Genomic DNA, 25,155 nt, shown 5'->3' on the forward strand with positions numbered 1-25,155 from the left:
GTCATGACTCAGGCCGTCATGGACAGCGGTCGGCAAGCACGTATCGATGGCTGTTCCTCACGGCACTTCTCTTCATGACCTAAAGAGCACAATAGACCATGGACTACTTGAACGGTATCGACGTGTCGCGCTGGCAAGGTGACATCGACTTCAATGCTGTGCGTGATGCCGGCATGCAATTCGTCTTCATCAAGGCGACCGAAGGCGGTACGTTTGTTGACCCTCGGTTCACTGAAAACTGGCAGAAGGCCAACGCAGCAGGGCTAAAGGTTGGCGTTTACCACTATTTCCGTGCGACCTCGAGTACGCCTGAAGAGCAGAAGAACAATATCGTCAATACGCTGCGTGCAGCGGGCTTTGATCCGGCCGTGCACGTACTGGCCATTGATATCGAAACCGCGCGCAACACTGATGCCACCAACGAGCAGATGGCTGACAACGCCTTCGAACTGCTGCAGAAACTAGAGCAGGACGGCGTGCTGGGTGGAACGCTGCCGCTGATCTACTGCGATAACAATACTTGGCGCAATCACCTTGATGCCCAGCGTCACGATTTCAGCCGCTATGGGCTATGGATTGCCAACTGGAACGTCGAAACCCCGACCATACCGGATACTTGGCAGCAAGCAGGCAAGGACTGGAGCGTGTGGCAATACAGCAGCAAAGGGCGTGTGGCGGGCATTGATGGCGATGTTGATCTCGACCATTCACGTTTGTGGATGCCGTCTTGTTGAACCGCTGATAGCGGGAATAGAAGGGATAACATGAAGCGCAGCCGCAGTGGCTGACGAGCAACGCATCAGACGCGCTTATCGGGAGGGGTAAGTGCGGTCGCTGTGAATGTTGTACGCGACATACGGCACGGGCATCTCTTGTGAGGATGCCCGTGCTGCTTTTGTCACACACGAAAAGCGCGCAGGAAGAGGGCGATTAGTCGCCCATTGCCATCAGTGAGGCATTGCCGCCCTGTGCGGTCGTATTGATGGTGCGTGTCTTCTCGGTCACAAAGCGCTGCAGATAGTGCGGGCCACCTGCTTTGGGGCCGGTACCGGACAGTCCTTGGCCACCGAACGGTTGGCTACCTACCACGGCACCAATAATGTTGCGGTTGATGTAGACGTTGCCCACGCGCACGCGCTGCATCACATGGTCAGTGAACTGCTGGTTGCGGCTGTGCAGGCCGAAAGTCAGGCCATAGCGGCGAGCATTGATGGCATCGATTACTTTGTCTGCGTCAGCTGCCTTGTAGGTGGCAACATGCAGGATCGGGCCAAAGTGCTCACCATCCAGCGCTTCGATGCCTGACAGACGGATCGCTGTCGGTGCCACGAAACTGCCGTTGGTCGCCCATTCATCGGGCACCTGAGTTTCATGCAAGATACAGCCTTCCGCACGACACTTGTCGATGTACTCCTGCAGTCCTTCGCGCGCTTCTTCATCGATAACCGGCCCTACATCGGTGGAACGCTGTGCCGGATCACCGATTTTAAGCTCATCCATCGCTCCCTTGAGTGCTTCCATCACACCGTCGGCAATGTCTTCCTGCACGTATAGTATGCGCAGGGCCGAGCAACGCTGACCGGCGCTCTGGAATGCGGACTCGACTACATCACGAATCACCTGTTCCGGCAATGCCGTCGCGTCGACCAGCATCGCGTTAAGGCCGCCCGTTTCGGCAATCAGCACCGGTAGTGGTGCATCATCGCGTGCGGCCAGCGTACGGTTGATCGCCACAGAGGCCGGGTTGGAACCGGTGAACACTACGCCGCTGATGCGGGGATCACTGAGCAGATGCTTGCCCAGTTCGGCACCGTCGCCGGGCAGCAGTTGGAGTACTTCCAAAGGTACCCCGACCTCATGCATCAGCTGAGCGATGCGATAAGCACACAGCGATGTCTGCTCGGCCGGTTTGGCCAGCACCGTATTGCCCGCCACAAGCGCGGCCATGACCTGTCCGGTAAAGATGGCAACGGGGAAGTTCCACGGGCTGATGGCGACGAAGATGCCACGCCCTTCGGCAGCCAGCGTGTTGGTTTCACCCGTGGTGCCCGGTAGCTCCATTGGTTTGCCGAACTGCTGCCGTGCCTGATCGGCGTAGTAGTGACAGAAGTCGATGGCCTCACGGACATCGGCGATGGCATCGTTCAGCTGTTTGCCTGCTTCACGGATGCACAGCGCTGCCAGCTCCGGCATATGGGTCTCCAGCGTTTCGCCGCAGCGATCTAGCAATGCGGCGCGCTCCTCAATAGGGCGCATGTACCACGCTTTGAAGGCCAGCTCAGCCGTGTCAACAGCCGCCGTGGCGGTGGCCGTATCGGTCCACAGCACCTGGCCCACGACCTTCCGATGGTCATAAGGGCTGGTGACCTGATGAGTGGAGGCCGAAGAGGCTTCGCTGGGCAGCAGCGGGTCGTGCGCTACCAGCGGGCCTGCCTGCCACTGTTTCTTTTCATCGAGAAACGGTGCCAGTGCTTCGGCAAACGAAGAGTACTGTGCGTGGATATTCATATCGAATCCTTTGGCAGTAGAGCGAGAAGGACCAAAAATGGCACGTGGTGGCACGATCCTGTGACTCACCAGCGTGTCACGCTCGTCGAGCAGACTAATGGGGTGCCGGGACAGCCGTTCGGGCGGTACGCGCTCATCAAGCAGCTGATGCACGAACGAAGAGTTGGCCCCGTTCTCCAATAGTCGACGCACTAAGTAAGGTAGCAGATCACGATGAGCACCTACGGGCGCGTAGATGCGGCAGTACAGGCCCTTCGGTGCGGACTCCAGTAGCGTTTCATACAACGCTTCCCCCATGCCGTGCAGGCGCTGACACTCAAAGGCGCGGCCGTTGGCCATGTCCAACAGACTGATCAGGGTATGCGCGTTATGAGTCGCGAATTGGGGAAACAACCGCCCTTCAGTATTGCCCGACAGCAAATAGCGGGCGCAGGCAAGGTAGGACACGTCTGTATTGCTCTTCAGCGTGAATACGGGGTAGTCCTCCAGTCCCAGCTGCTGTGCCAGTTTGATTTCGGCGTCCCAATAGGCCCCTTTCACCAGTCGCACAGGAATAAGGTCCCCCTGCTGATCGCTCAGGCGTGTTAGCCAGTACAGGGTGGGCAGTGCCCGGCGTGAGTACGCCTGCACCACTAATCCCAGGCCGCCCCAGCCGCGTGCCTCAGGTGAGGCATACACGGCTTCGAACACAGCCAGCGACAGCTCCAGTCGCGCCGCTTCTTCAGCGTCGATGGTGATCGCGACGTTTTGGGAGCGGCCCAATCTCACAAGGTCAATGACCGTCGGCACCAGCTCGCTCATGACACGTTGCTGCTGGCCTACGCTGTAGCGAGGGTGTAGGGCTGAAAGCTTGATCGACACCGATGGCATGGGGGTTTCGGGAGGAATCTCGGTCGTCCCCACAGCCTGAATGGCATCGGCATAGGCCTGAGCATAGCGATCGGCATCGGCTTGGGTCAGTGCGGCTTCCCCCAGCATGTCATAGGAATAGGTGTTGCCCTGCCGGAACTGCTGGCGTGAACGGTTCAGCGCCTCTTTCATGGTCTGGCCGAGCACGAATTGATGTCCCATCAGCTTCATGGTGGCCATCATTGCCTTGCGGATGACCGGTTCGCCCAGCCGATTGACCAAAGTCTTCAGCGTATTGGACGGATGTCCATCAGTCGGGTCATCCAGCGTTAGCACTCGCCCCGTCAGCAGTAGGCTCCAAGTGGATGCATTGACCCACCATGCGGGACTCTGGCCCAGATGCGCGCGCCAGTCGGCCACGCTCAGCTTGTCCTTTATCAGCGCGTCGATGGTATAGCGATCAGGCACGCGCAGCAGCGCTTCGGCAAGGCACATCAGTTGCAGTCCCTCATGCGTGCTGAGCGAATACTGCTGAAGCAGTGTATCCACCATGCGCCCGCGGCCTGCGCGTTCACGCACCTGTCTTACCAGCGTCACTGTTCCGGCATCGACGCGGTCACGATGAGCCTCATCCAGCGCTAGCATGGCGATGAAGCGCTGGATCAATTTCGCTTCGTCGGTCAGATAGTCCTGACTCAGGCGCGTCATCAATGTATCGAGCGGTTCCTGCCACTGGGCCGCATCCAGCGGCGAACGCAGTGGGACAGGGTCCGCAGGGGGCAGAGCAGAAATAGTCATCGTCATTCTCCGTGAAGCGTCTCGTGAACGGGCGGCTTTGAACTCAGCATAGGCACAGCCTGACAGTAACGTTGGCTCTTTATGCCTGTCTTGTCGGATTCGCGGATGTTCGTGTTCGATTCGCGGAAATGACGATGACAGGAATGAACGAAGGCGATTGGGGGGAACGATATACAAGTGATAGGGCGGTATGGCGCCCGCTGCCAGCACGGGCGGGGATGGTGTCAAACGGTTGCGGGCGTTCGCTGGCGCAGGGCGCGCGGTGTCAGATTGAAATGACGACGAAAGGCATGAGTCAGAGCGCTCTGATCGGCAAAGTGCGTTCTGGCCGCAACGTGCTCAAGTGACATCGGTGTTTGTTGGATAAGCTGCCATGCCCTCTGCATCCTGCGTGCTTGCACATAGCGATAGGGTGACGTCTGGTATTGCTGCCGAAAGAGCGCCGTGAAATGGGCTGTGCTTAGATGGAACAGTGCGGCAAGTTGAGCCACGCGAATGGGCTGGTCCAGATGCGCATCAATGAACGCATCCAAGCGCGCTGTGTCGAGTCGTCGAGGGGCACAAGAAAACGTCAGGCGCGCGGTCAGCGCATGCAGTAGTGTCACCAGCAGCACGTCGTATGCCATCGCATCACACTGTTCGAGGTCATGACAGAGAAAGGCAACGTAGTGGGCTAGCCCCGCATCGACCGTGAATACCCGCGGCTGCTCGAACAGTCGCATTGCCGCAGGGGTTGGAACGGCCCATACAGCCTCGGCGGGCACATCGACCACCAACAGTTGGTTATCCCCCAGCCCCTGAAAACCGTGCGGAGTGCCTGCGGGCAGAATGCACCCCGTATGAGTGCTCAAACACGCCGTCTGTGTTCCGATATCCATGCGGGCCTGGCCGCGGATGCCAATCACGATCTGGTGATGGGCATGATGGTGCAGGCAGTAATCGGCTGCAAATGGGTGAACGCGCAGAGAATGAAGCGGCATCGGCAGGACCTCCTTGAGCAGCAGATGACGTTGGTGATCACCTGCAAAGCCAATGCCACAAACCGGTAGCGCTACGCTGTGCACGCGACTCGGTCTATTCGGCTGCTGTTCACGGGTGTGCTACCCGCCAGCAGGCCTCAGCGTGGTGCGATGCCCGTCACATCATGGTGCTCAGTTGCTGAATGACGCGTTCGATGGCCTTCTCATTGCGCTTGTAGTAGGTCCAGCCGCCGCTACGGTGAGAAGTCACTAGATGCGCGCGTGACAGTAGGGCAAGGTAACTGGAAATGGTGGACTGCGAGAGCTGTGCTTTGGCTTGAATGATGCTGACACTGACCCCTGTCTCTTCCAAATCGGTATTCAGATGGGGAAAGTGGCGGCATGGGTCCTTGAGCCAATGCATGATATCGAGACGTACGGGATTGCTCAGTGCTTTCAACGTGTCATTCAGATTGATGTCCATGAGCCGGGTCATATCCTCTGCTGTCATTTCGCTTCCAATAGCGTTATCGCGCAGGCGTACGGAAGCTGCAATAGTGGGCGTGCATTGTTATTTATCGAAATTGCTGCACTTGACATTCGATAGCGGGAAGTAAGGTCTGCCGTTAAAAAGCGGTGCGATATTCAGCACTCTTTCATGCGCGGATACGGGTATGAGCTCGGTAACGGTGCTTCCACCTATAATGTCGGCCTATCGCGATATTCCCTCAGTCACCGTTTGCAGAAGCAGTGGCCTTTTTAGGCGTCAATCAGGGTAAATAAAAACCAGACAATTCTTACACTTATAATGGGATAAGCGTATTGGTAGGGACTGGGCGGTATTTTCGCGAAGAAAAAGCACCCATGAGGCTTCGTGGCATTGCGCGACAAATAATCAGTAAGAGGTTGCTGCTAGACGATGAACGCAAGCGTAGGGATGGGAAGTATCAAGATATGAAGGCGACTGCCTTGATCAAGGCGAGGGATCGCGTCGATCCGGTACCTGAAAGGATATCGCGTATCAGATACCGGAACCTTGCGAAGGGGATCCGGCCGCAGAAAGATATCAGGTCAGGCAAGACAACCGGACATTTTGTTCTGTAACCGAACATCCTTCGTCAGCGAACCGTGCTACAGCAGGGCGGTAATGACCGTGATCAGGCCAAGAATGACCCCAGGCAGGTTGGCAAACAGCAGGGGATGGTCGCGTTTGCTTTTGAACCACGCATAAAAGACCCATAGGGTGCAGTTAATGGCGGCAGCGAGAGGCTGGATGAAATCGCCTTTGTGGCCGGTAAGATTGTTCCGAATCTGAAACACATAGGCGAGGTACATGGCAATGGACATGCATGTTGCCGCAATACCAAGCAATCTTCGGTATTTTTTATCAAGCATGAAAACACTCCGTTTTGTGGTCGGATTGCGTTATCCAACATAACGGCCAGATGACAGCGTGTCTATTTTATTACGTGCCCAGAAAACGTTAGCGCTCATATTTTTTTCGTGGTAAGTGTATATAATGACAGTGATTTGAGGCCTGGAACGGCCACGTCGTCGCGGGCAGATATTTTCCATTATGGTGCCGAGAAAAGCGTGACGCCGCTTAATTTTGAAATGATAGTCATTATCATCTCCAATATTCCCTCATTCGCTATAGAATGAGCGCCACTTATCTTTACCCAAGGAATTCGGTATGACCTCTGCGCAAAAGATACGCTATGTCGTGATGCTCGGGTTGCTGACAATGTTTGGTCCTCTGTGCATAGACCTCTACCTGCCGTCACTGCCCCAGGTATCGAAAGATCTCGATACGACCATCACGCTGACTCAGCTCAGCCTGACGGCCTGTCTGCTGGGGCTGGGGTTGGGGCAACTGTTGATCGGCCCTCTCAGTGATCGACTGGGACGCCGCCGACCACTGCTGTGGGCACTGGGGCTGTTCACGTTGGCATCGCTAGCCTGCACATGGGTGACCAGCATTGAGCAGTTGCTGGTGCTGCGCTTCTTACAAGGGATAGCGGGTGCCGGGGGCTCCGTAATTTCGCGTGCAGTAGCGCGTGACTTGTATAGCGGCTCCGATCTAACGCGCTTCTTTGCGCTGCTGATGGTCGTGAACGGACTGGCTCCGGTACTGGCCCCCGTGATGGGCGGACAGTTACTGTATCTGACGACATGGCGCGGCGTGTTCATGGTGCTGGCGCTGCTGGGTGCCATCATCCTGACGCTGACCCTGCTCTTGCTAAAAGAGAGTCTGCCGCGTGAACAGCGCGCAGAAGGTTCTCTGAACACGACGGTGCAGGCGTTCGTACGCGTCGTGACCAGCCGCCGTTTCATGGGGCTGTGTTTGGTGCAAGGGGCGATGATGGCAGGCATGTTTGCTTATATCGGTGCCTCTACCTTCGTCTTCCAAAAGATCTACCACCTCACGGCGCAGGGGTTCAGCCTTTGTTTCGCATTCAATGGGGCAGGGCTGGTAGCCGCAGGGCAGATCTCGGCCCGCTTAAGCCGCAATGGGCGCGAACCGCTGGTGCTGCGCTATGGATTGACAGTGGCGGTAATTTTAAGCGTTGTACTGATGATTGTGGCGTTGGTCGGACTGCCGCTGCCGTTTTTCCTCGCTTCACTATTGCTGACGGTAGCCTGCGTGAGCGCTATCGGTACGGCAGCCACGTCGCTGGCCATGCAGGTACACGAGCGTCAGGTCAGCGGTATGGCTTCTGCCGTGTTAGGCGTCATGATGTTCTCAATGGGGGGCGTCTGCTTACCGCTGTCATCTATAGCGGGCGTATCGGCACTGAGCATGGGCATCACGTTTGTCTGTTGTTACGCCTTTGCTTGGTGTGCACACCGCTTTGTCGTGGTACCTACCCGTCGCTAGCACGGTTCTTTCGCACAATTGACGATGCCACCTTTCGGGGTGGCATTTTTGTATCTACATTTCTATTTAATGTCATTTTATGTATCGATAACACTTGGCAAGATAAAAATGCAGCTGGTTCAATACGACCACAGAACCACAGAACCACAGAACCACAGAACCACAGAACCACAGAACCACAGAACCACAGAACCACAGAACCACAGAACCACAGAACCACAGAACCACAGAACCACAGAACCACAGAACCACAGAACCACAGAACCACAGAACCACAGAACCACAGAGTAAGCACGGTGTATCGGATGACTGCCGGTGAGAGACCGTTTCGCAGATAGCGAAAAAAGGGAGCGGTCAGAAGAGCTCATGTCGCGATACATATGCGTAGATCGCTTGGTGCGATCAAGCTCGGCCACAGCGAGCCGAAGAACAAGATGAATTTGTTGTGCAACGCACCGTGGTGGGATGGTCAAGCAGGTAGCGTGTCGTTGTGAACGCCCGAGCAGAAAGGAAAGGGCGCTTTAATTGTCAGCACGGTGACGCTATTTGGGCGAGTACGCTTGGCAAGCCGCTCCTCGCATTGATGCGTGGTGATTGTGCGTGTTGGGTGGGGTATCCATATTGGTCTGAGCATGTATTGCCGAAGGACATGGATCATCGACAGTACAGCGATCGTGCCGGCCCTCGTGCAGGGCCGCGATGTACTGCCGATATAGGTGAAACTTATAGTGTATTACCCAAGACGGAATTGAGCGGATCGATTTCGTCATGCAGATTGTTGCGATGGACACTCTGTATCACAGGGCGATGGGCTGCTCTCGTCAGAGGCAGAACCGAAATGGCTAGGGGTAAGGGTGCGAATGATTTCGCAGTTGCCTTTACCCGTCCAGCCGCACGTCGGGTTGGTGCATTGCAGATAGACGACGCCATAACTTTCCTGAGAGGACTCGCTGCCGCGAATTCTGCAGGATGCTTCACAATGAGGGCATTTCCAACGCATTACCATGATGCTGCTCCTGTGGGGATAAGTGCTGTGGTAGTGATACCGGGTGACTCGAATAGGTTTTTTAACATCAAACATTGCAGATGTGATGGACCGTTCGGTCATAGACAACCCTGTATGTGAATTCTTGTGTACTCATATTGAATGGTGTTGTCATGATGGCCTTTTGGCGTCCTAAGGCCAACAACATCGCGTTGTAAAAGAGAGACGTACCCCGATGGCATGGTGTATCCTCTCCCCATATCACAAGCGATAACTGTAATCTATCCCAATAGTGGGATGTTATCAACTCGAAAATTGGTCGTTTTGCATTCATGGTTGGCTGACGAATGTCTGATTCCAAATACGGAGCTGAAGTTGTCGAACGGATGAAGTCCGTGCTTGAACTCGACAGTGATACGCAGCTTGCCAAAATTCTGGGGCGAGCCGGTTCCAGCGTGAGCAATTGGCGGGTGCGCGGTAATGTGCCCATTGATGAGTGCATTCGCTTCGCACAGCGCTATGGTGTCAGTCTGGATTGGCTCATTTTGGGTAACGAGCGGCCTATTGAGGCGGAAGGCTCGGACGCCGAGTGTTCCAGTATTGGGACGGCCGACTCGTTACCCGAAGGGTACACCCCTATCGCCATGTATGATATTGAAGCTTCTGCAGGTGCGGGACATTTACCCGGTGCTGAAGCGATCGAGTGCGTCATGCTGTTCGATACGCGTCAGCTGGAAGCAGAAGGACTAGACCCTTCGCAGCTTATGGGGGCAAGGGTGCGCGGCGACTCGATGAACAATACGCTGCGCAACGGCGATCGTGTGATCATTGACCGCACGCATCGCACGCCCGATGGCGTCTTCCTGCTGCGCATGGGAGACGAGCTGCGAATCAAACGCGTTCAGCGGGTCGCGGGCGGAGCGCTAATGCTGATCAGCGACAATCCTGTCTACGAGCGCGAAATGCTGGCCCCTGACGATGCCGCGAATATCGAAATCATCGGGCGCTGCTGTATGAGACTAGGACGTATAGATTGAAATGCTATTGAATACGCATAGGCCCGAGTTGCTGATGACAGTACTCGGGCTTTTTTGTGCCTACAGTAACCGCCTTTCGCCGTTAATCAGCCTTGAATGCCACCTGTACTTACGTCATGGAAATGGTTCCTTGTCTACAAGCGTAGCGCCAGCAAATATAGCGTAAACCTTGGTGTTTCTTTAAAGTAACTTTTTCTTTAAGAAAAACGACTTATTAGAGTGATGTGTCCGTATGTACTGCGGATTCATAGGGTTACATTGCAACGCACTGCTGTTATTACGTGTGCGTATACTAACCCTGCAGCCCTTTATTCTCTACATTGTTGCCGTGAAAGTTCGACCTGATACGAAATGATGTTAGACGAAGAGGAGCTTGCCTGACGGCAAAATGTGGCGCATCACGAACGTGTCGGCTCTTTTCTCATTGAGGAAAGAGCAAATTTCTTCCCGATAGCCTTTTTTCCAAGTTGATTACTGCCGAATACTGTTTTATATGTATATGCATACAGTATATTTGAGGAAGGCTTCCGGAAATGAATGTGAACTACATAGGTCCTGTCGGCATGGATGCGTGTCACCCCGCCACTCGTGGGTGCGATTTCTCCGGATTCCCCGATAGCTGCTACTTGGTAGAGGTCAGTGATATGGCCGGTGTAGATGGGCCGATCATTGAGGGGGATCTGCTGGTGGTCGATGAGCAGCGCTATCCCCATCATGATGACTTCATTATCGTCAATATTGGTCGACACTCACGCCTGCACCGCACCATCAGAATGGGCGACAGGATGCTGGCTATCCCAATGCTGGGTCCCAGGAATGCCTTTCCCGTCACACAGGAGATATTCCGGGGCGTTGTCATCTGTCAGCATCGACGGTTCTTCTACATCTGAAGCGGCTAGCTCACATAGGGCGCTAGGCGGAAACAGGAAGGGTTGCCTTAATAGGCAACCCTTGTGCGTATGGTTCATTGATGAGCCAGTGCTTCCGTCATGCACTGGCGCAGACCGTCTATTTCCTGAGCGCACAGCGCCCAAGACGCTTCTGTCTCTTCAAGCTGCTTGAGCAGATCACCATTGGTTCTCAGGTGGCGTGCAGGTAGCAGACAGGGCTTAGGTATCGCGCAGGCGTTGACGATAAGCGTTGGCGCCGGAGAGGGCGTCTCGGTCGCGCAGCCGGCCAAATTCAGCAGGCAGGCGATGAGCAGCCCATTGGCGCAGTTGATCGTTTTCATCTTCCAGCTTCCTTAGGGTGGCCAATCGGTTCTGGGCAAGGCGTTCGAGTTCGGCTTGCGCTTCAGCAGACTGGCGCTGCTGTTCATTGAGGTGCGTAATTTGCTGCTGCAAGCGTTCGATGACCTGCTGGCGCTGGTCGGAAGCGGCGCGCTGCTGTGCGTAGGTTTCCTGCAGGCGTTTGTTGCGTTCCTGCAGTGTCTGTAGGCGCAGGAAGAAGACGCTGCACACGCAGGCCAAGACAAGCAGTGCAATGTTCAAAGGTTTGCTGAGCAGGCTCATGGTGGGCTCTCCTCGGGGGTGGGTGGATCGATACCGTAAAGGCACAGGCGGCGCTCCATGGCGCGGCGGCGAACCAGTCCCTGCAGGGCTCGCTGATGCTCGCCGTGGCCTGCATATACCCACCGGGTCATTTCATCGCAGGCGGCCTGTACATTGCCTTCATTGAGCCGTTCCAGCAGTGTCGATCGCCGGAAGTTTCGCTCGCCGACGTTGTAGACAAACGAAGCCAGTGCCGCTCTGCGCGTGATGGGCTGGGCCACCTTGACGCTCTGGTCGACGACATCCAGCGCTTCGCCAAGATCCTGCTTCAACAGCGCTTCGCATTCTTCCGCGCTATGTTCCTGTCCGGACTGTACATCGCTGCCCGTGTGTCCATAGCAGATGGTGGGAATACCGATCGGGTCTAGGTAGGTGCGATATGACAGTCCCTCATAGGGCATGACAATGGCGAGACCCATTGCCAGCGCTAGCCCAGTCAGAAGGCGGGGGGATTCGCTCATCATTCATCGCCTCCGCCTACGCAGCCAGTGTCCGATCAGATCGGTAATGCGAAATATCCAGTACGTGAGCTGTACGGCGATCACAAGTAAGGTGCCGTACTGAATCAAAACGGGCACGGTGATTCCCTTGACCGTCGTCAGCAGATAGGTCACTCCCGGTAGTGTGTGCGCAATGCCTGCTGCAACATCGTGTCCGTGTAACATGCGATTCTTCTCATCTGTTTCAGTGCTGACAGAGTGGGCAACATTCATGCTGCAGCTCCTCATGAAGTAGAGACAGAAAGCGCATGGGAGAAAGGCACTGTAATGCGAGGGCGATTTGCGCAGACAGGCAGGCAGTGACGCTTCTTTTGCTGCTATAGAAGTAGCGCCTTTGTTGAAATGCCTCAGGGGCATGGTCGAGCTGTGTGTTCATGTTTCACCTGATTAATGAGTAGTGTGGTGTGCGTATCCTCCGGTATCTCTTGTCTCGATGGATGGGCGATGGCCAGACAGTTCTCTATAGATAATATCGTGGCGCGCAGTGTGACCGGATGCTCATAGACTGGTGTTTTATAAGGCAATGCACAATGTGCGGGGGTTGTAACTGCGTGCTTGATGACGTACTGCTTCGGTGGGGTAGAAGGCGGGTTCAGCGTGGAATCATCACGCCGAAAAAGGGCCTACATGCGTGATGGACAAGCAGAAAATAGGGAAGTATATGGCTTACAGGGAGGCATATATGAAGGAAAGCGGACGGGTAAAAAGAAGCGAATAGAAGGTTAAGAGAAGGGCTGCAGAAGTCTGAACGTAACGAGGGCACAGTGTCTGACCACCGTGCCCTCTGCGTGCGCTATTGCGTGAAGTGAATCGAAATTACACTTCTTCGACGTGCGCGATATGGCGGCGTGCGCCGAACTTACCGGCCAGCGTACTGACGATAGCGGCAATCAGGAGGCCGATGAAGCCCCAGATGGAAGCCGCAGCGATGGCGCTGGTAGCACGAGCAGCCTGCTGGCGAGCTTGGTCGACGAGCTGATCGGCCTGCTGGCGAACGTCATTAACCTGCTGTTCGATCTGGTTGAAGCGATCACGGGCCGTGTTGACGGCTTGCTGATAGCGTTCGATGGCCTGATCGACTGTCTGTTCAGCCTGCTGCTGGGACATCTGGCTGTTGTTGACCAACGCTTTTACAGCGTCATTGCGGTCGATCTGCTGTGACAAACCTTCAATGCGTTGTTTCAGCGAAGTGACGAACTGCTGAGCGGCCTGATCGAACTGGCTCGGGTCACGACGAACAACGTCGAACGCTTTCATCATGTCCTGATGCGCGGCCTGAAGCTGCTGATCGAGGTAATCTGGCTGAAGGGCCGGAACACCTGATTTCTGCAGTGCCTGACGGATATCGCTGGACACGTCCTGCTGTTCCAGACGATCGCTCAAGCGAAAGCGTTCGTCGATTTTGCCTGTCAGGTCACCGATACCGTGTGCCAGACCGCCGGCCAGGTTGCCCGCGCCCGACAAGGCGGAACCAGTAACGGATGCTGTCGTACCGATAACGGCGCCTGCCATGTGAGCCATGCCGCTGATGGCCATGGCACTCAGGATCGCCGCGATGATGAGTGACGTGCTCCATACGAGGAAGCCGTGAATGCAGCCCGCATAGCCTGCCAGACGGCCTGCCACGAAGCCCCCTACGGCCAAGCTGACCAGCAGAGATAGGGCAGACCAGACGCCGAAGGCTGTGCCGACGCCACCGACAGGATCGCTGGACATCGGGTCTGTCATGCCAAAGCCGATGGCTGTACCCAGAAGAGACATCAGAAGCGAAACCGCCAGTGCTGAAACGACCCCACCGATGATGCTGCCCCATGAAACGCGTCGCAGAGTAAATGCTTTCGTCTGTTCAATCATGATGATTCATTCCTTGATCTACGGCACAGGTCGCCTTTAACGCAAAGACACCGGTATGCCACGGAGACAACGTTGAGCCTTATCCTGACTCGACGTTTATCAATGTAGACCAGCCCGTCAGGAATCCCATCAATGAAAGACGGTTTGTAGTGATAAAGGTGATGTTCGGCGCAGCGTTGGTATGATCGTGAGCGCGATAAGGCAGGTTGGTGACGCACTAGGGGTAGCGGTGTACCATGAATGATAGAAGGATGGCGGTGTGTGGATAGAGGAGTCCGGCAGAATAAAAAAGGAGCCAAGAAGGCTCCTTTTTTATTACCGCAAGAACTGAAACGCTTATTGCTGGGCGTTCTGGGCAGGTAGTGTATCTGTAGCCTGCGGCGCAGCCGTAGCGGATGTATCGACCGTCGTGGTGATGGCCGGTTTTTGGGCGCTGGCATCGGAACCGTCTTTCGGGATGGTACCGATCATGATGGCGCCGGCAATGACGAGAGCGACACCCACCAGTGAGAACACCAGTTCGCGGGAAGTTTTGCTTTCTTTGAGGATGAAGATACCGCCAAGCGTGGCAATCGCCAAGTTGGCTTGGGAAAGGGAGAAGCCAATGGCTGTACCAATGCGTGCGACAGCCAGCATCATGGTGACGTTACCGACCGCCCAGACCAGACCCGGAATGACGTTGAGGGCCGTATCACGGGACAGCGGTTTGTGGGCCAGAGACATGATCAGTGCACCACCGACCATACCGATAGCCTGCGGCAGCAGCAGACCCCATACGCCATCACCTTCGACGTGACCCAGACGCGGGATAAGCACGTAGGCAACGTAACCGGCGGTGGAAATCAGCAGGCGAATGATACCGGTGAGCATGTCACTGGTAGACTCACTGGCTGTTTCAGATACAGCGGTTTTGTCCTTGAAGGAAGTGGCAATGGCACCCAGAACGATCAGCAGCAGTGCGATACCACCGATGATGCGTGCGTAAGAAGAGCTCCATTCGCCCAGTACCAGCACACCCAGCAACGCAGTGAAGATCAACTGCATGCTAGTGGACAGCGGCATGGCCTTGGATACGCCCAGACGGTGGATGGCTGCGAACTGGTTGATCTGACCGATGGCCCAGCAGATACCGGATGCGATGCCGATCCAGAAGATATAGGACGTCATCACCGGCTGCTTGACCAGGAAGATAATAATGGCCAGTACCAGTGCACCAAGGGTAACCCCCAGCGTCTGACGATGCTGTGTTCCACCAAAATGTGTTGCGATGAGCGGCATCATACCCCACATCAGGGCAGGCACCAGGGCCAACAGGATATCCATGAAACTCTCCTCACGAGTGTTGGTGCGGCCTAGAGGGGGCCGCTTTCTTGCGAAAGGTGTCAGGATGGGGAATCAACCTTCTCCTGACAATAAGCATGCGCTGGCATGCCGCAGCTTTAGGCCTAATTAACGGCTATTTGCCGAAAAAGACGACGTGCCAGTAGGCAAAGCTCAAGGGTGCCCATACAGATCAGCATATAGCCGATAGATTCTGTGGTCTCCTCGGCTAGGTTCTTCACGATGCGAATATAGTGCTCGCCCATGACATCCATCCATAGTACCTGACGCCCGAACAGACGAGAGAAGACGTACGTTGTCAGCACGCCCGCCATCAACAGACCGAACGAATAGGAACCCGCATAAATGTTCAGTTCCTGCAAAAATGCCTTCCAGTGACGTACCAGCGTGTACACGGCGTACAGCGCCAGAATGGCCACGATGGCTTTCCATATGGCCTTGGTGCCGACCAGATCTTCGACGCGCAGATGGTTCTGGCGCGCGATGGATGCCAGCAGAAACAGGCCTAGCAATAGACACCCATTGCGAAGGACGGGCCATTTTGCACGGGCAAAGAGTGTAAATACAACCGAAAGACTCAACATCAGGTTCTGCATGAACTCTGAGAAACCGAAATGAGAGGAGTCGAACTTGTCGTAGCCCAGATCAGGAAGGCGAGCTTCCCAATGAATACCCAGATTGTAGATGACGAATAGAGCGATGTAGCACAGCAATCGCAGCAATATGGCGTTGCGCTGTCCCGCCGTCAGCGGTAGAAGAGGTGATGGATGTGCCATAGCAGAGACCCCGTAGGATGAAAAGAATATAGGTCGTAGAGCATGCCGATCGTTTGGTCGCTAATTGTAATGGCATGCCCGTCCTACATGCAGCACAAATCCCATATTAATATGTCATATCGTTCTTTTATCCGGTTTATATGGCTTCATCGGGGGTTGTATTGGGGTTTCGAGTCGATTAGAGTGGATCTTGTGTTACAAGAAGTATCACTAATATGTCTATCTGAAACATTCCCATGGAGGGGATTGTCATGACTCGACAGGAACGTCTGAATGTCATCCGTACGGCAGCCGAACACCGCCGCCTGATCAATGAAACGGCTCGCCGCCAGTTCGATCTGAATGCCAATGACCTGCGCGCACGCTCGCATTGGCTGGCGCAGACAGCCGCCATGATGTCACAGCCTTCTCTCGGCCTGTAACAGCGGTACCGTTCGGCAGTTGCAGCCCGACTGACAGGAGGTCAACGGGCTGTAACTGTCGCTTGATCTGTCGCCGCCGTGCGATATCCTGTTACCGCTTACCGCTTACCGCTTACCGCTTACCGCTTACCGCTTACCGCTTACCGCTTACCGCTTACCGCTTACCGCTTACCGCTTACCGCTTACCGCTTACCGCTTACCGCTTACCCGCGCTCAGATCAGAAGTCGTGCTTTTGCACGCTACTGACAAGTGGCGTGACTGTGAGTCGCCTCGCTACGCCTTCATCAATGCTTCATCTCTTTCAATTGTCGTCAAGAATGTGTTCGCACACTGTCGCCGAAATAGCGGTACTTTTCGCCAGCCTTGTAATACTCGTATGCCTATAAGAAGAAAGCGGCGCTCCAGTTCAACCAGAGCGCCGCTTTCGTGCGGTCACTGTGCCTATGCGGGAAGCGGGTAGCGTTTGAAATAGGACTGCACGCTATTGTAGAGCGCTTCAGCAAGCGCCCTTTGATGCTCGGAGGTTACCAGTCGACGACAGTCATCCCGATTGCTCATAAAGCCGTTCTCGACGAGGATCGAAGGGATTTCCGGCGATTTGAGCACGGCAAAGGCCGCTTGGTTGACGTGACGCTGGTGCAGGGCGGTCGCATGGGAAAGTTCGGGCAGCATCAGTTTGCCCAAATTCTGACTGGCCGCGATCGTGCCTTGCATCGACATTTCCAGCAGCATCGACGATAGGCGAGGATCGTCGCGGTGCAGAGCGCTTTCGCGTAGCGATGCATATTGGTCGGCGCTGTTCTCGCTGTCGGCCATCCAGCGCGCCATGGCCGATGAGGAACCATGTTCGGACAGAATATACACCGAGGCTCCTTTGGCACTGGAAACGGGCGCCGCATCGGCATGGACAGAGATGAACATATGCGCACCGACATCGCTGGCGGCCAGAATGCGTTCATGCAGTGGCACGAAATAGTCACCGGTACGAATCAAGCGTGGCTTGAAGGCCGCATTTTTCTGCAGTAACCCGAAGAGTTGCTGTGCAATGCTGAAAGCTACCAGCTTCTCGTGGGCGCCATCGTGGCTGACGGCCCCCGGATCTTTACCGCCATGCCCGGGGTCGATGGCAATGATCGCTGGTCGGGCGCTAGAAACACGCTGTCCTGCTGCACGTGCCGCGGCGCTGCCGTCCAATGTCACGATGACCTTGCCGGAAGGCTGTGCACGCAAGGAGGCTTTGACGTCGTGCTGAAGGTCCAGCACAAGCCGCAGTCCATTGCCCTTCACGCCACTGCGAACGCGAGTGATTGGCCCTGAAGCCAGAGCAGAGGTATCCGGCAGTGGAGGCGCGATACCCGGCAGGTCGATAATCAGTCGAGGCGGATTGGAAAGCGTGAAGCAGGATGCGTTCATGACTGGAGCGGTGGTATCGAACACCAGCTCGGTCACGGACGAGTGACGTGACATGCCGTAGCGCTGTATCCGCGGTCCGGCCGTGGCTCCCCAGGCCGAACGGCCATAGACGGGGACCAGTGACACACCACTGATCAGCCCGATGAAGTCGCGGCGTCTCATTATGTTCTCCTGTGGGCGGTTAGGGCAGTAGCGGTATCGGTAATGCAATTATATAACGTACTCTGAATGTCAGAGGGCAAAGATACCTTGTATTTCGGCCTTAACCGTATTGATACCTATTTCGCTTAAAAGTTGCGTAGCCGCAGCGATCTAGCCTGTCTTTGACAGTAATAGTCAAATATATGCTTGAAAAATAGCGGTAATGGCGCGCATTGCAAGGCGTCTTATTCTCTTAAAAAAGATGGATGGGCGTGAACAGGCGATCTAGCGTGCCGCCAAAGCCGCCAAAGCCGCCAAAGCTGTGGCGTTTATAGCTATAGCCCGGGGCGGCGCCACGTATGAGTGAGCATGTGCAAGAAGTGGATGGTGTTACAGGAGGCGTCTTTCAGTGTGGAATGCGATTGTGCTGGCGCTGGGTAAGCATCCACGTACGGCGAGTGGCCGTGATGTAGGACGCTAGCGTGCAGCAGCAATCAGGCATAAGAAGGTGGCCAGGCATGCAAGCGCGGTTACACACCTGGTCAAGGGTCTCAGTGGGATTTTGGGTGCCGCTCTAGTTCGGCATTGCGCGCTCGAACCCACTGTTCCAATTCGGGACTCAGCTCAGTATTGATATTCTGATTGGGGTGCGCACTGGGGCTGAGTGTATGGGTCACTTCAATGGCGAGCTTAGCTGACCAACTGCAGTCGCTATTGCGGCATTGTACATAGGCCTCGCGGAATAGCGGCGTTGGCTGTTTGCTGCTGCGGATACGCAGTGGGGAGTTGCAGTGTGGGCATTTCCAGCGCATAGACATGATCAGTTCTCCTCTATTTCTTATCTGTTGGATCGGTGTGTGACTGTCATCCCTTGTCAGGCACACGGTGCAGCAGAATCGGTGTCAGCGGTGATAGCGGCGTTCCATTTCGGCACGCTCTTGCAGGTAGACTTCCAACCCCTTGAGACACAGCATCCGGCACGTCGGCGACACTGCTCGTCCTTCCTTACGTGCAATACGCTCGATGTCGGCGCGTTCTTCAGGCATGAGGCGCAGGCTGATGGGGCGTGACATGCCGCGAGGGCCATAGTTGCCTCTGGGCCGCACAGTGCCTTCAGATGAGTGATCTGTTGGGGATGTGAAGGGTTGGCAGTCTCCTACCGGATTCGAAAGTGATGACATACGTAACGCTCCATCGTCGACGAATGTTTAACGAGTTCAAATCTAATTCTTTATGAGTGTGTTTTCAATAAAAACACCTTCATAATGAATTTTTTTGCACCTTGTGGATGAAAAATAGCGGTCATTCGGTAAGTCGTCCTGAGACCTTCCTTCCTTTCCTTGATGTTTCCTTTTCGCTGCCAATCAGTAGCAAACAATGCACTAACCTACTGTTACAAAGATATTCATAGGCCGCGTTGTCATATTGCTTGGCACACGAGAGATGTTACGCAACGGCATGCACATTGGATAATGGTTGGCGATGTAAAACTCGAAACGAGAGCGTTATCTATATAGAACAATGCGATACGAATTATCCAAAAGTCTTACCAATCGCGCTGTAAGTAGCGCTATTGCTGGCATCAGTGACGACGGTGAAGCCAAAATGAGAGTGCTCGTTGCCGTATTAAGGCTGCTTCGAAAAGAGGTTGGTGCTGTCAAATCTGGAAGAGAAAGCGTCACGGTGAGCGCGCATCGCGAGATGAAGCGAAGGAGAACTGTGCGAGGGTAGGTGACTTTCGAAGAGGGGAAGAGTCGAGCGGTGCATGGTAGTAAACGCTCGTTGTCCTAGCCTGAGAGGTAGGGCTGGGGTGGATGGCTCTAAAACGTAGGCGGTAAAGGGTTCGTCAGCTGGAAGGGGCGCTAGGTTTACAGCGGGTAGATACAAAAAAAGCGCGAGGCAGCTGCCTCGCGCTTTCGTGCATTCCAGTCTTGCAGGGCAAGCGTGGAATTAGAACTGAGTACCGATGGACAGGTTGGTAGCGTCCAGCTTGTACTTGGAGTCGATGTCGTAGCGCGTGTATTCAACACGGGCGAAGACCGGGACTTCTTGGAACTGGTATTTCAGGCCCAGACCATAGACCGGTGCAGTGTTGTCGCTGTGTTTAGCGCCAGACTGCTTGATGGCATCGTCGCTCTGCGTGTAAGCAGCACCTACGCGTGCATAGCCGATGAAACCAGCGTAAACCGGGATTTCGCCGATGGCGCTCAGGCCGTAGGCTTTGGTGCCGATGTCGCCACGGTTGTCGTTCTGTTTCACTTCACCGAGGTCGTTATAGCTGACTTCAGTAGAGAACCAGTTGTTGAATTTGTAGCCAACAAATGCGCCTGCCGCACGGCTAGCGTTTTTGTCGATGTCGAGCGTAGAGCTGTCTTTGGTATGCGCGATGGTGTTGTTCACGCCGATACCGGAATACAGACCGTGGCTAACGTCTGCTGCATTCGCCGTTCCGATGGCCATAGCTGCAGTGAGTGCTACCGGTGCGACCAGCGCCAGAGAAGAGAGTTTCATTGAAGTACTCCTGTCATCTTCAATTGCAAGGCATCCGCCTGGGTGTCCGGTATGTTGCCGAACAGTGTTTTTTAATATGCATGCTAGCCGTGACGAAATCAAGCCTATCGTGCGTGCAGAACGCGATTCGCCACCTGAATCATTACGTGTACCCTTGCATTCTTATAGAACTGCAATGGCGATAACGCAAGTCCGCATCCGCAGAATTGCGTTATCTATGCATGCTTTATCAACAGAAAGAACAATGCCGTTTCAGTGCGTTACCTTGCATACATCATGCCTGCGCAATGATGCTCGATGCTTGCTCGCGATACTGCGGCATACGGTCGAAGTTCATGTAGCGATAGATGTCCTCCGCTTGAGCATCCAGCGTTTTCATCGTGGTCAGATACTCGTCCAGAGAGGGGATATGACCCCGCAGTGCCGTCATCGCAGCCAGCTCCGCCGAGGCCAGGAATACATTGGCACCGTTGCCCAGTCGATGGGGGAAATTTCGGGTGGATGTCGAAACGACCGTTGCGCCATCGGCTACGCGGGCTTGATTGCCCATGCACAGTGAACAGCCGGGAATTTCGACGCGAGCACCGGCTCGTTCGAAGAGGGTGTAATAGCCTTCGGATTCCAGCAGTGCACGGTCCATACGAGTCGGTGGTGCTATCCATAGCTGCGTGTCCAGCGTTTCCCCTTGATGCTGTTCCAGCAGTCTTCCTGCGGCACGGAAGTGGCCGATGTTGGTCATGCAGGAGCCGATGAACACTTCGTCAATGGCGGTACCTGCCACATCGGAAAGCCTGCGAGCATCGTCAGGGTCATTTGGGGCGCACAGAATGGGCTGGTTGATCGTGGCGAGGTCGATCTCGATGATAGCGGCATATTCGGCGTCGGCATCTGCGCGCATTAACTGCGGCGTTTCCAGCCATGTCTCCATGCGCACGATACGGCGTTCCAGAGTGCGCCGATCGCCATAGCCGTTGGCGATCATCCACTTCAGCAGGGTGATGTTCGAACGAAGGTAATCGCAGACCTTGTCTTCTGACAGGGTGATCGTGCAGCCTGCGGCGCTACGCTCTGCAGAAGCATCGGACAGTTCGAAGGCCTGTTCGACCGTCAGGTGTTCAAGGCCTTCAATTTCGAGAATGCGCCCCGAGAAGATGTTCTTTTTGGCTGTCTTGCCGACCGTCAGTAGACCCCGTTCGCGGGCCGTCAGTGGAATCGCATGCACGAGGTCACGCAGCGTGATACCAGGCTGCGGTTTGCCCGTGAAACGCACCAGCACGGATTCCGGCATGTCGAGCGGCATCACACCTGTTGCTGCTGCGAATGCTACTAGCCCCGAGCCTGCGGGAAAGGAGATGCCTAACGGAAAGCGGGTATGCGAGTCGCCACCGGTACCTACGGTGTCCGGCAGCAGCATGCGGTTGAGCCACGAATGGATGATACCGTCGCCGGGGCGCAGGGAAACCCCACCGCGGTTCATGATGAATTCAGGCAGGGTGTGCTGTGTGTCGATATCTACGGGTTTCGGGTAGGCCGCGGTATGACAGAAGGATTGCATAACCAGGTCAGCCTGAAAGCCCAGACACGCCAAGTCTTTCAGTTCATCACGTGTCATCGGGCCGGTAGTGTCCTGAGAACCGACCGTCGTCATGCGCGGTTCGCAGTAGGTGCCCGGGCGAATGCCGGCTACATCGCAAGCCTTGCCGACGATCTTTTGTGCCAACGTGAACCCTTTCTGCGACGGCTGTGGAGCTTCGGGTGTAACGAATACATCGCTCGGCGGCAGTGACAGCGCTTCCCGAGCGCGTTGGGTCAGGCCGCGTCCGATAATCAGTGGAATGCGTCCGCCCGCGCGAACTTCATCCAGCAATACATGGGTTTTCAAGGTGAAGTTTGTCAGCGTTTCATCGCTGCCATGGCGAGTAATCCTGCCTTCATACGGATAGAGATCAATGACATCTCCCATGCCGAGAGCGGAAACGTCCAGTTCGATCGGCAGCGCACCAGCGTCTTCAAGCGTATTGAAGAAGATGGGCGCAATTTTGCCCCCGAAGCAGAACCCTCCTGCACGCTTGTTGGGCACGTAGGGGATGTCATGTCCGAAGTACCACAGCAGCGAGTTGGTTGCCGATTTGCGTGAAGAACCGGTGCCGACCACGTCCCCGACATAGACGACGGGATGGCCTTTGGCCTGAACCTGTTCTATCTGCGTCAGTGGACCGATGGCGCCTGCTTCATTCGGTGCGATGCCTTCTCGTGGTTGTTTCAGCATTGCCAGCGCGTGCAATGGAATATCGGGACGCGACCAAGCATCCTGACCCGGAGATAAGTCATCGGTATTGGTTTCGCCCGATACCTTGAAGACGGTCAGAGTGACGACATCCTCCAGCGGAGCACGTTCCAAGAACCATTCGGCATCGGCCCATGACTGCAGTACCTCTTGTGCCGCCGCATTGCCTTGTCTGGCGCGCTCTTCGACATCGTGGAAGGCGTCGAACATCAGGAGGGTGTGCTTCAGCTGCGATGCCGCTTCGCGCGCGGTTGTGGGGTCGTCAAGTAGTTCGACCAGCGGTGCTACGTTGTAGCCGCCTTGCATCGTGCCCAGCAGCTTGATGGCAACATGGCGCTGAATCAGCGGGCTGTGCTCTTCTCCCCGCGCAATGGCGGCCAGAAATCCCGCCTTGACGTACGCGGCTTCGTCAACACCGGGTGGGATGCAATGGGTAAAAAGGTCAAGCAGATACTGTTCCTCACCTGCCGGTGGCTGCTTGAGCAGCGATACCAGCTCTGCTGCCGTTGTGGCATCCAGTGGACGAGGGGGGATATTGACGGCAGCGCGCTCTTGGGCATGCTGCTGGTAAGCGTCGAGCATGAACGTATCCTCGGGAAATGTGCCGTGGTTATTGTTGTCCGGCGGGACGACAGGCGGGGTAGAACGCTCGCCGACCGTCTTCGTTCATTGCCAGCAGCTTCATTAGGGAAGTGCCGTGTGGCAATGACCTTTCGACCATATCTGCGGCAGAGAGATCAGGCAAGTGCGCTGTAAGTATAAGCCGTTCGTCGATAAGGGCCGTCGCGAGTGGCGTGGGCAGAAAGAGAGGCATGCGGGGGCGAGTGGTGGTGAGTAACCTGCCATGCGGCGCACGGCAGGTCAGAAAGACTTACCAAGTAAAGCGCTGAAGTGTGAGTTGACCATCGGCATAGACGGCTTCCCACATGGCTTGCTCGTCTTCGCGCCAGTCGCCCAGCACCAGACGGCGTCCTATACGTCCTTCACCTAGTGCTACGCGATGTTCGTTGGGGCGGTGGGTATGGCCCTGAATCAGTATGCGAGTATCAGCAGCGTTCATCTGGGCAACGACATCGTCTTCGACGACGTCCATGATGTCCGCACTCTTGGTCGAGTTGGCTTCACCTGACTGCGCGCGCAACTGGGAGGCCAGGGCGATGCGTTGTTCGAGCGGCATTGCTAACACTTGCTGTTGCCATGCCGGAGAGCGAACTTGGGCGCGGAACTGCATGTAGGCCTGATCTTGCGTGCACATCGAGTCACCGTGCATCAGCAGAACGCGTTCATTCCCCAAGGTAATGACGGTAGGGTCATCCAGTAGCGTGAGGTGCGCCTTCTGAGCGAACGTGCTGCCCACCAGAAAGTCACGGTTGCCGTGCATGAAATAGACCTTGCGCTGCTGGCTTGCGTAACGTTGCAGGGCGTCGGCGATCTGCTGCTCAAATGGCCCCATGCCATCATCGCCCACCCAGTGTTCGAAGAGATCGCCCAGAATATAGAGGGTATCGGCTTCCTGGGCGCGCGTTTCCAGATAATTCAAGAAGGCCTGCGTCAGTGCAGGGCGGTTAGCCTGCAGATGAAGGTCGGCAATGAACAGGGTGCTCATAAGCGATTCCGAAAAAGTGAACGTCAGCGAGATGAAGGCCGGCCCTCTGCATCGCTATGTAAGGAATACCATATCGGCGACAGCGTGCATGTCAGGACGGTTTTCTGACCGAAGCGTTTATATAAGAAGCTGCCCGCGCGGGTGGCGGGCAGCAAAGAATGTCGAGTCAGACTGGCTCAGTCTTCAATGACGTAAGCGCGTTCGACGATGACATCTTCTTTCGGCACGTCCTGATGACCATTGCGGTTGCCCGTACGAACGGCTTTGATGGCGTCAACGATGTCCAGGCCTTCGACGACTTCACCGAACACGCAGTAACCCCAGCCGTGGCTGGTCGGTGCAGTGTGGTCGAGGAATGCGTTGTCCTTCACGTTAATGAAGAACTGTGCCGTAGCAGAATGCGGGTCCATGGTGCGGGCCATTGCTAGCGTGCCGCGCTTGTTGGAAAGCCCGTTGTTGGCTTCGTTTTCAATCGGTGCGCGGGTATCTTTCTGGAGGAATTCGCGGTCGAAGCCGCCACCCTGGATCATGAAGCCGTCGATGACGCGGTGGAACAGCGTGCCGTCGAAGAAGCCGTCGCGCACGTACTGTTCGAAGTTGGCAGCAGTTTTCGGTGCTTCCTTGTCGAACAGGCGGACAGTGATGTTACCGTGGTTGGTTTCGAGACGAATCATGCCAGTGTCCTGTATAAAATACGAAGAATTGACGGCTGTGCCGCCATGAGATGAACGTATGCAAG

General features: G+C 55.5%; 24 protein-coding genes. 5 read left to right on the forward strand and 19 right to left on the reverse strand.

Annotated features, from left to right (window positions below; translation table 11 throughout):
* The first annotated feature begins 98 nt into the window (after positions 1-98).
* Positions 99-734 carry a glycoside hydrolase family 25 protein gene (locus ZBT109_RS04900; RefSeq protein ID WP_027706116.1) on the forward strand — a complete coding sequence of 212 codons (636 nt, stop codon included), beginning with the start codon at positions 99-101 and terminating at the stop codon, positions 732-734.
* A gap of 196 nt (positions 735-930) precedes the next feature.
* On the opposite strand, the gene putA is transcribed toward ZBT109_RS04900, so the two are convergent.
* The 4 genes from putA to ZBT109_RS04925 form a co-directional block, all read right to left on the reverse strand.
* The gene (gene putA / locus ZBT109_RS04905) at positions 931-4,155 is read right to left on the reverse strand and encodes a bifunctional proline dehydrogenase/L-glutamate gamma-semialdehyde dehydrogenase PutA (protein WP_084261924.1); all 3,225 of its coding nucleotides are present in this window, start codon (positions 4,153-4,155) and stop codon (positions 931-933) included.
* Between the two features lie 224 nt (positions 4,156-4,379).
* On the reverse strand, positions 4,380-5,135 hold the full coding sequence (locus tag ZBT109_RS04910; RefSeq protein ID WP_051524192.1) for an AraC family transcriptional regulator: 756 nt from the start codon (positions 5,133-5,135) through the stop codon (positions 4,380-4,382).
* Positions 5,136-5,292: 157 nt separating this feature from the next.
* Positions 5,293-5,598 carry an ArsR/SmtB family transcription factor gene (locus ZBT109_RS04915; RefSeq protein ID WP_027706119.1) on the reverse strand — a complete coding sequence of 102 codons (306 nt, stop codon included), beginning with the start codon at positions 5,596-5,598 and terminating at the stop codon, positions 5,293-5,295.
* 647 nt (positions 5,599-6,245) lie between these two features.
* Positions 6,246-6,509 (reverse strand): SemiSWEET family transporter, encoded by a 264-nt coding sequence (locus ZBT109_RS04925; protein WP_027706121.1) that lies wholly within the window; start codon positions 6,507-6,509, stop codon positions 6,246-6,248.
* Positions 6,510-6,807: 298 nt separating this feature from the next.
* On the opposite strand from ZBT109_RS04925, the gene ZBT109_RS04930 reads away from it, so the two are divergent.
* The gene (locus ZBT109_RS04930) at positions 6,808-7,992 is read left to right on the forward strand and encodes a multidrug effflux MFS transporter (protein ID WP_027706122.1); all 1,185 of its coding nucleotides are present in this window, start codon (positions 6,808-6,810) and stop codon (positions 7,990-7,992) included.
* A gap of 766 nt (positions 7,993-8,758) precedes the next feature.
* Here ZBT109_RS04930 and ZBT109_RS14190 read toward each other — a convergent pair.
* A complete protein-coding gene (locus ZBT109_RS14190) occupies positions 8,759-9,100 on the reverse strand; it encodes an ogr/Delta-like zinc finger family protein (RefSeq protein WP_084261925.1) in 342 nt (113 codons plus the stop codon).
* Positions 9,101-9,324: 224 nt separating this feature from the next.
* On the opposite strand from ZBT109_RS14190, the gene ZBT109_RS04945 reads away from it, so the two are divergent.
* The gene (locus ZBT109_RS04945) at positions 9,325-10,014 is read left to right on the forward strand and encodes a LexA family transcriptional regulator (RefSeq protein ID WP_084261926.1); all 690 of its coding nucleotides are present in this window, start codon (positions 9,325-9,327) and stop codon (positions 10,012-10,014) included.
* A 533-nt stretch (positions 10,015-10,547) separates the two neighbouring features.
* Positions 10,548-10,904 carry a S24/S26 family peptidase gene (locus tag ZBT109_RS04950; RefSeq protein ID WP_027706124.1) on the forward strand — a complete coding sequence of 119 codons (357 nt, stop codon included), beginning with the start codon at positions 10,548-10,550 and terminating at the stop codon, positions 10,902-10,904.
* Positions 10,905-10,978: 74 nt separating this feature from the next.
* Here the strand turns inward: ZBT109_RS04950 and lysC are convergent, their stop codons facing one another.
* From lysC to ZBT109_RS04980, 7 genes are all read right to left on the reverse strand, one after another.
* Entirely contained in the window at positions 10,979-11,194 is a 216-nt protein-coding gene (lysC, locus tag ZBT109_RS14195) for an Rz1-like lysis system protein LysC (RefSeq protein WP_408646089.1), read from the reverse strand.
* Complete coding sequence (locus tag ZBT109_RS13760) at positions 11,124-11,525, reverse strand: hypothetical protein (protein ID WP_051524193.1); 402 nt, start codon at positions 11,523-11,525, stop codon at positions 11,124-11,126. Before ZBT109_RS13760 ends, lysC begins: the two co-directional genes overlap by 71 nt.
* Positions 11,522-12,028, reverse strand: a complete 507-nt coding sequence (locus ZBT109_RS04960) for a lysozyme (RefSeq protein ID WP_232012869.1) — start codon at positions 12,026-12,028, stop codon at positions 11,522-11,524. The genes ZBT109_RS13760 and ZBT109_RS04960 overlap by 4 nt, the downstream gene beginning before the upstream one ends.
* Entirely contained in the window at positions 12,029-12,277 is a 249-nt protein-coding gene (locus ZBT109_RS04965) for a hypothetical protein (protein WP_027706125.1), read from the reverse strand.
* A gap of 603 nt (positions 12,278-12,880) precedes the next feature.
* Positions 12,881-13,918: a TIGR04086 family membrane protein gene (locus ZBT109_RS04970; RefSeq protein WP_027706126.1), complete on the reverse strand. Its 1,038-nt coding sequence runs from the start codon at positions 13,916-13,918 to the stop codon at positions 12,881-12,883.
* Positions 13,919-14,254: 336 nt separating this feature from the next.
* A complete protein-coding gene (locus tag ZBT109_RS04975; protein WP_051524194.1) occupies positions 14,255-15,241 on the reverse strand; it encodes a GRP family sugar transporter in 987 nt (328 codons plus the stop codon).
* A 122-nt stretch (positions 15,242-15,363) separates the two neighbouring features.
* The gene (locus ZBT109_RS04980) at positions 15,364-16,035 is read right to left on the reverse strand and encodes a hypothetical protein (protein WP_051524195.1); all 672 of its coding nucleotides are present in this window, start codon (positions 16,033-16,035) and stop codon (positions 15,364-15,366) included.
* 251 nt (positions 16,036-16,286) lie between these two features.
* Between ZBT109_RS04980 and ZBT109_RS13765 the strand changes: the two genes are divergently transcribed.
* Entirely contained in the window at positions 16,287-16,457 is a 171-nt protein-coding gene (locus ZBT109_RS13765; RefSeq protein WP_156934056.1) for a hypothetical protein, read from the forward strand.
* Between the two features lie 442 nt (positions 16,458-16,899).
* Here the strand turns inward: ZBT109_RS13765 and ZBT109_RS04990 are convergent, their stop codons facing one another.
* The 7 genes from ZBT109_RS04990 to ZBT109_RS05015 all read right to left on the reverse strand — a co-directional run bounded on the left by ZBT109_RS04990 (position 16,900) and on the right by ZBT109_RS05015 (position 25,090).
* Positions 16,900-18,033: an N-acetylmuramoyl-L-alanine amidase gene (locus tag ZBT109_RS04990; RefSeq protein ID WP_027706128.1), complete on the reverse strand. Its 1,134-nt coding sequence runs from the start codon at positions 18,031-18,033 to the stop codon at positions 16,900-16,902.
* A 530-nt stretch (positions 18,034-18,563) separates the two neighbouring features.
* The gene (locus tag ZBT109_RS04995) at positions 18,564-18,830 is read right to left on the reverse strand and encodes an ogr/Delta-like zinc finger family protein (RefSeq protein ID WP_084261928.1); all 267 of its coding nucleotides are present in this window, start codon (positions 18,828-18,830) and stop codon (positions 18,564-18,566) included.
* 84 nt (positions 18,831-18,914) lie between these two features.
* Entirely contained in the window at positions 18,915-19,085 is a 171-nt protein-coding gene (locus ZBT109_RS13770) for a hypothetical protein (RefSeq protein WP_156934057.1), read from the reverse strand.
* Between the two features lie 877 nt (positions 19,086-19,962).
* The gene (locus ZBT109_RS05000) at positions 19,963-20,523 is read right to left on the reverse strand and encodes an outer membrane beta-barrel protein (RefSeq protein WP_027706129.1); all 561 of its coding nucleotides are present in this window, start codon (positions 20,521-20,523) and stop codon (positions 19,963-19,965) included.
* A 274-nt stretch (positions 20,524-20,797) separates the two neighbouring features.
* Positions 20,798-23,392, reverse strand: a complete 2,595-nt coding sequence (gene acnB, locus ZBT109_RS05005; protein WP_027706130.1) for a bifunctional aconitate hydratase 2/2-methylisocitrate dehydratase — start codon at positions 23,390-23,392, stop codon at positions 20,798-20,800.
* Between the two features lie 289 nt (positions 23,393-23,681).
* Positions 23,682-24,416: a UDP-2,3-diacylglucosamine diphosphatase gene (locus ZBT109_RS05010; protein WP_027706131.1), complete on the reverse strand. Its 735-nt coding sequence runs from the start codon at positions 24,414-24,416 to the stop codon at positions 23,682-23,684.
* 176 nt (positions 24,417-24,592) lie between these two features.
* A complete protein-coding gene (locus ZBT109_RS05015; RefSeq protein WP_027706132.1) occupies positions 24,593-25,090 on the reverse strand; it encodes a peptidylprolyl isomerase in 498 nt (165 codons plus the stop codon).
* Between the last annotated feature and the right edge of the window lie 65 nt (positions 25,091-25,155).

It is taken from the genome of Zymobacter palmae (genome assembly GCF_003610015.1).
Classification (GTDB): domain Bacteria; phylum Pseudomonadota; class Gammaproteobacteria; order Pseudomonadales; family Halomonadaceae; genus Zymobacter; species Zymobacter palmae.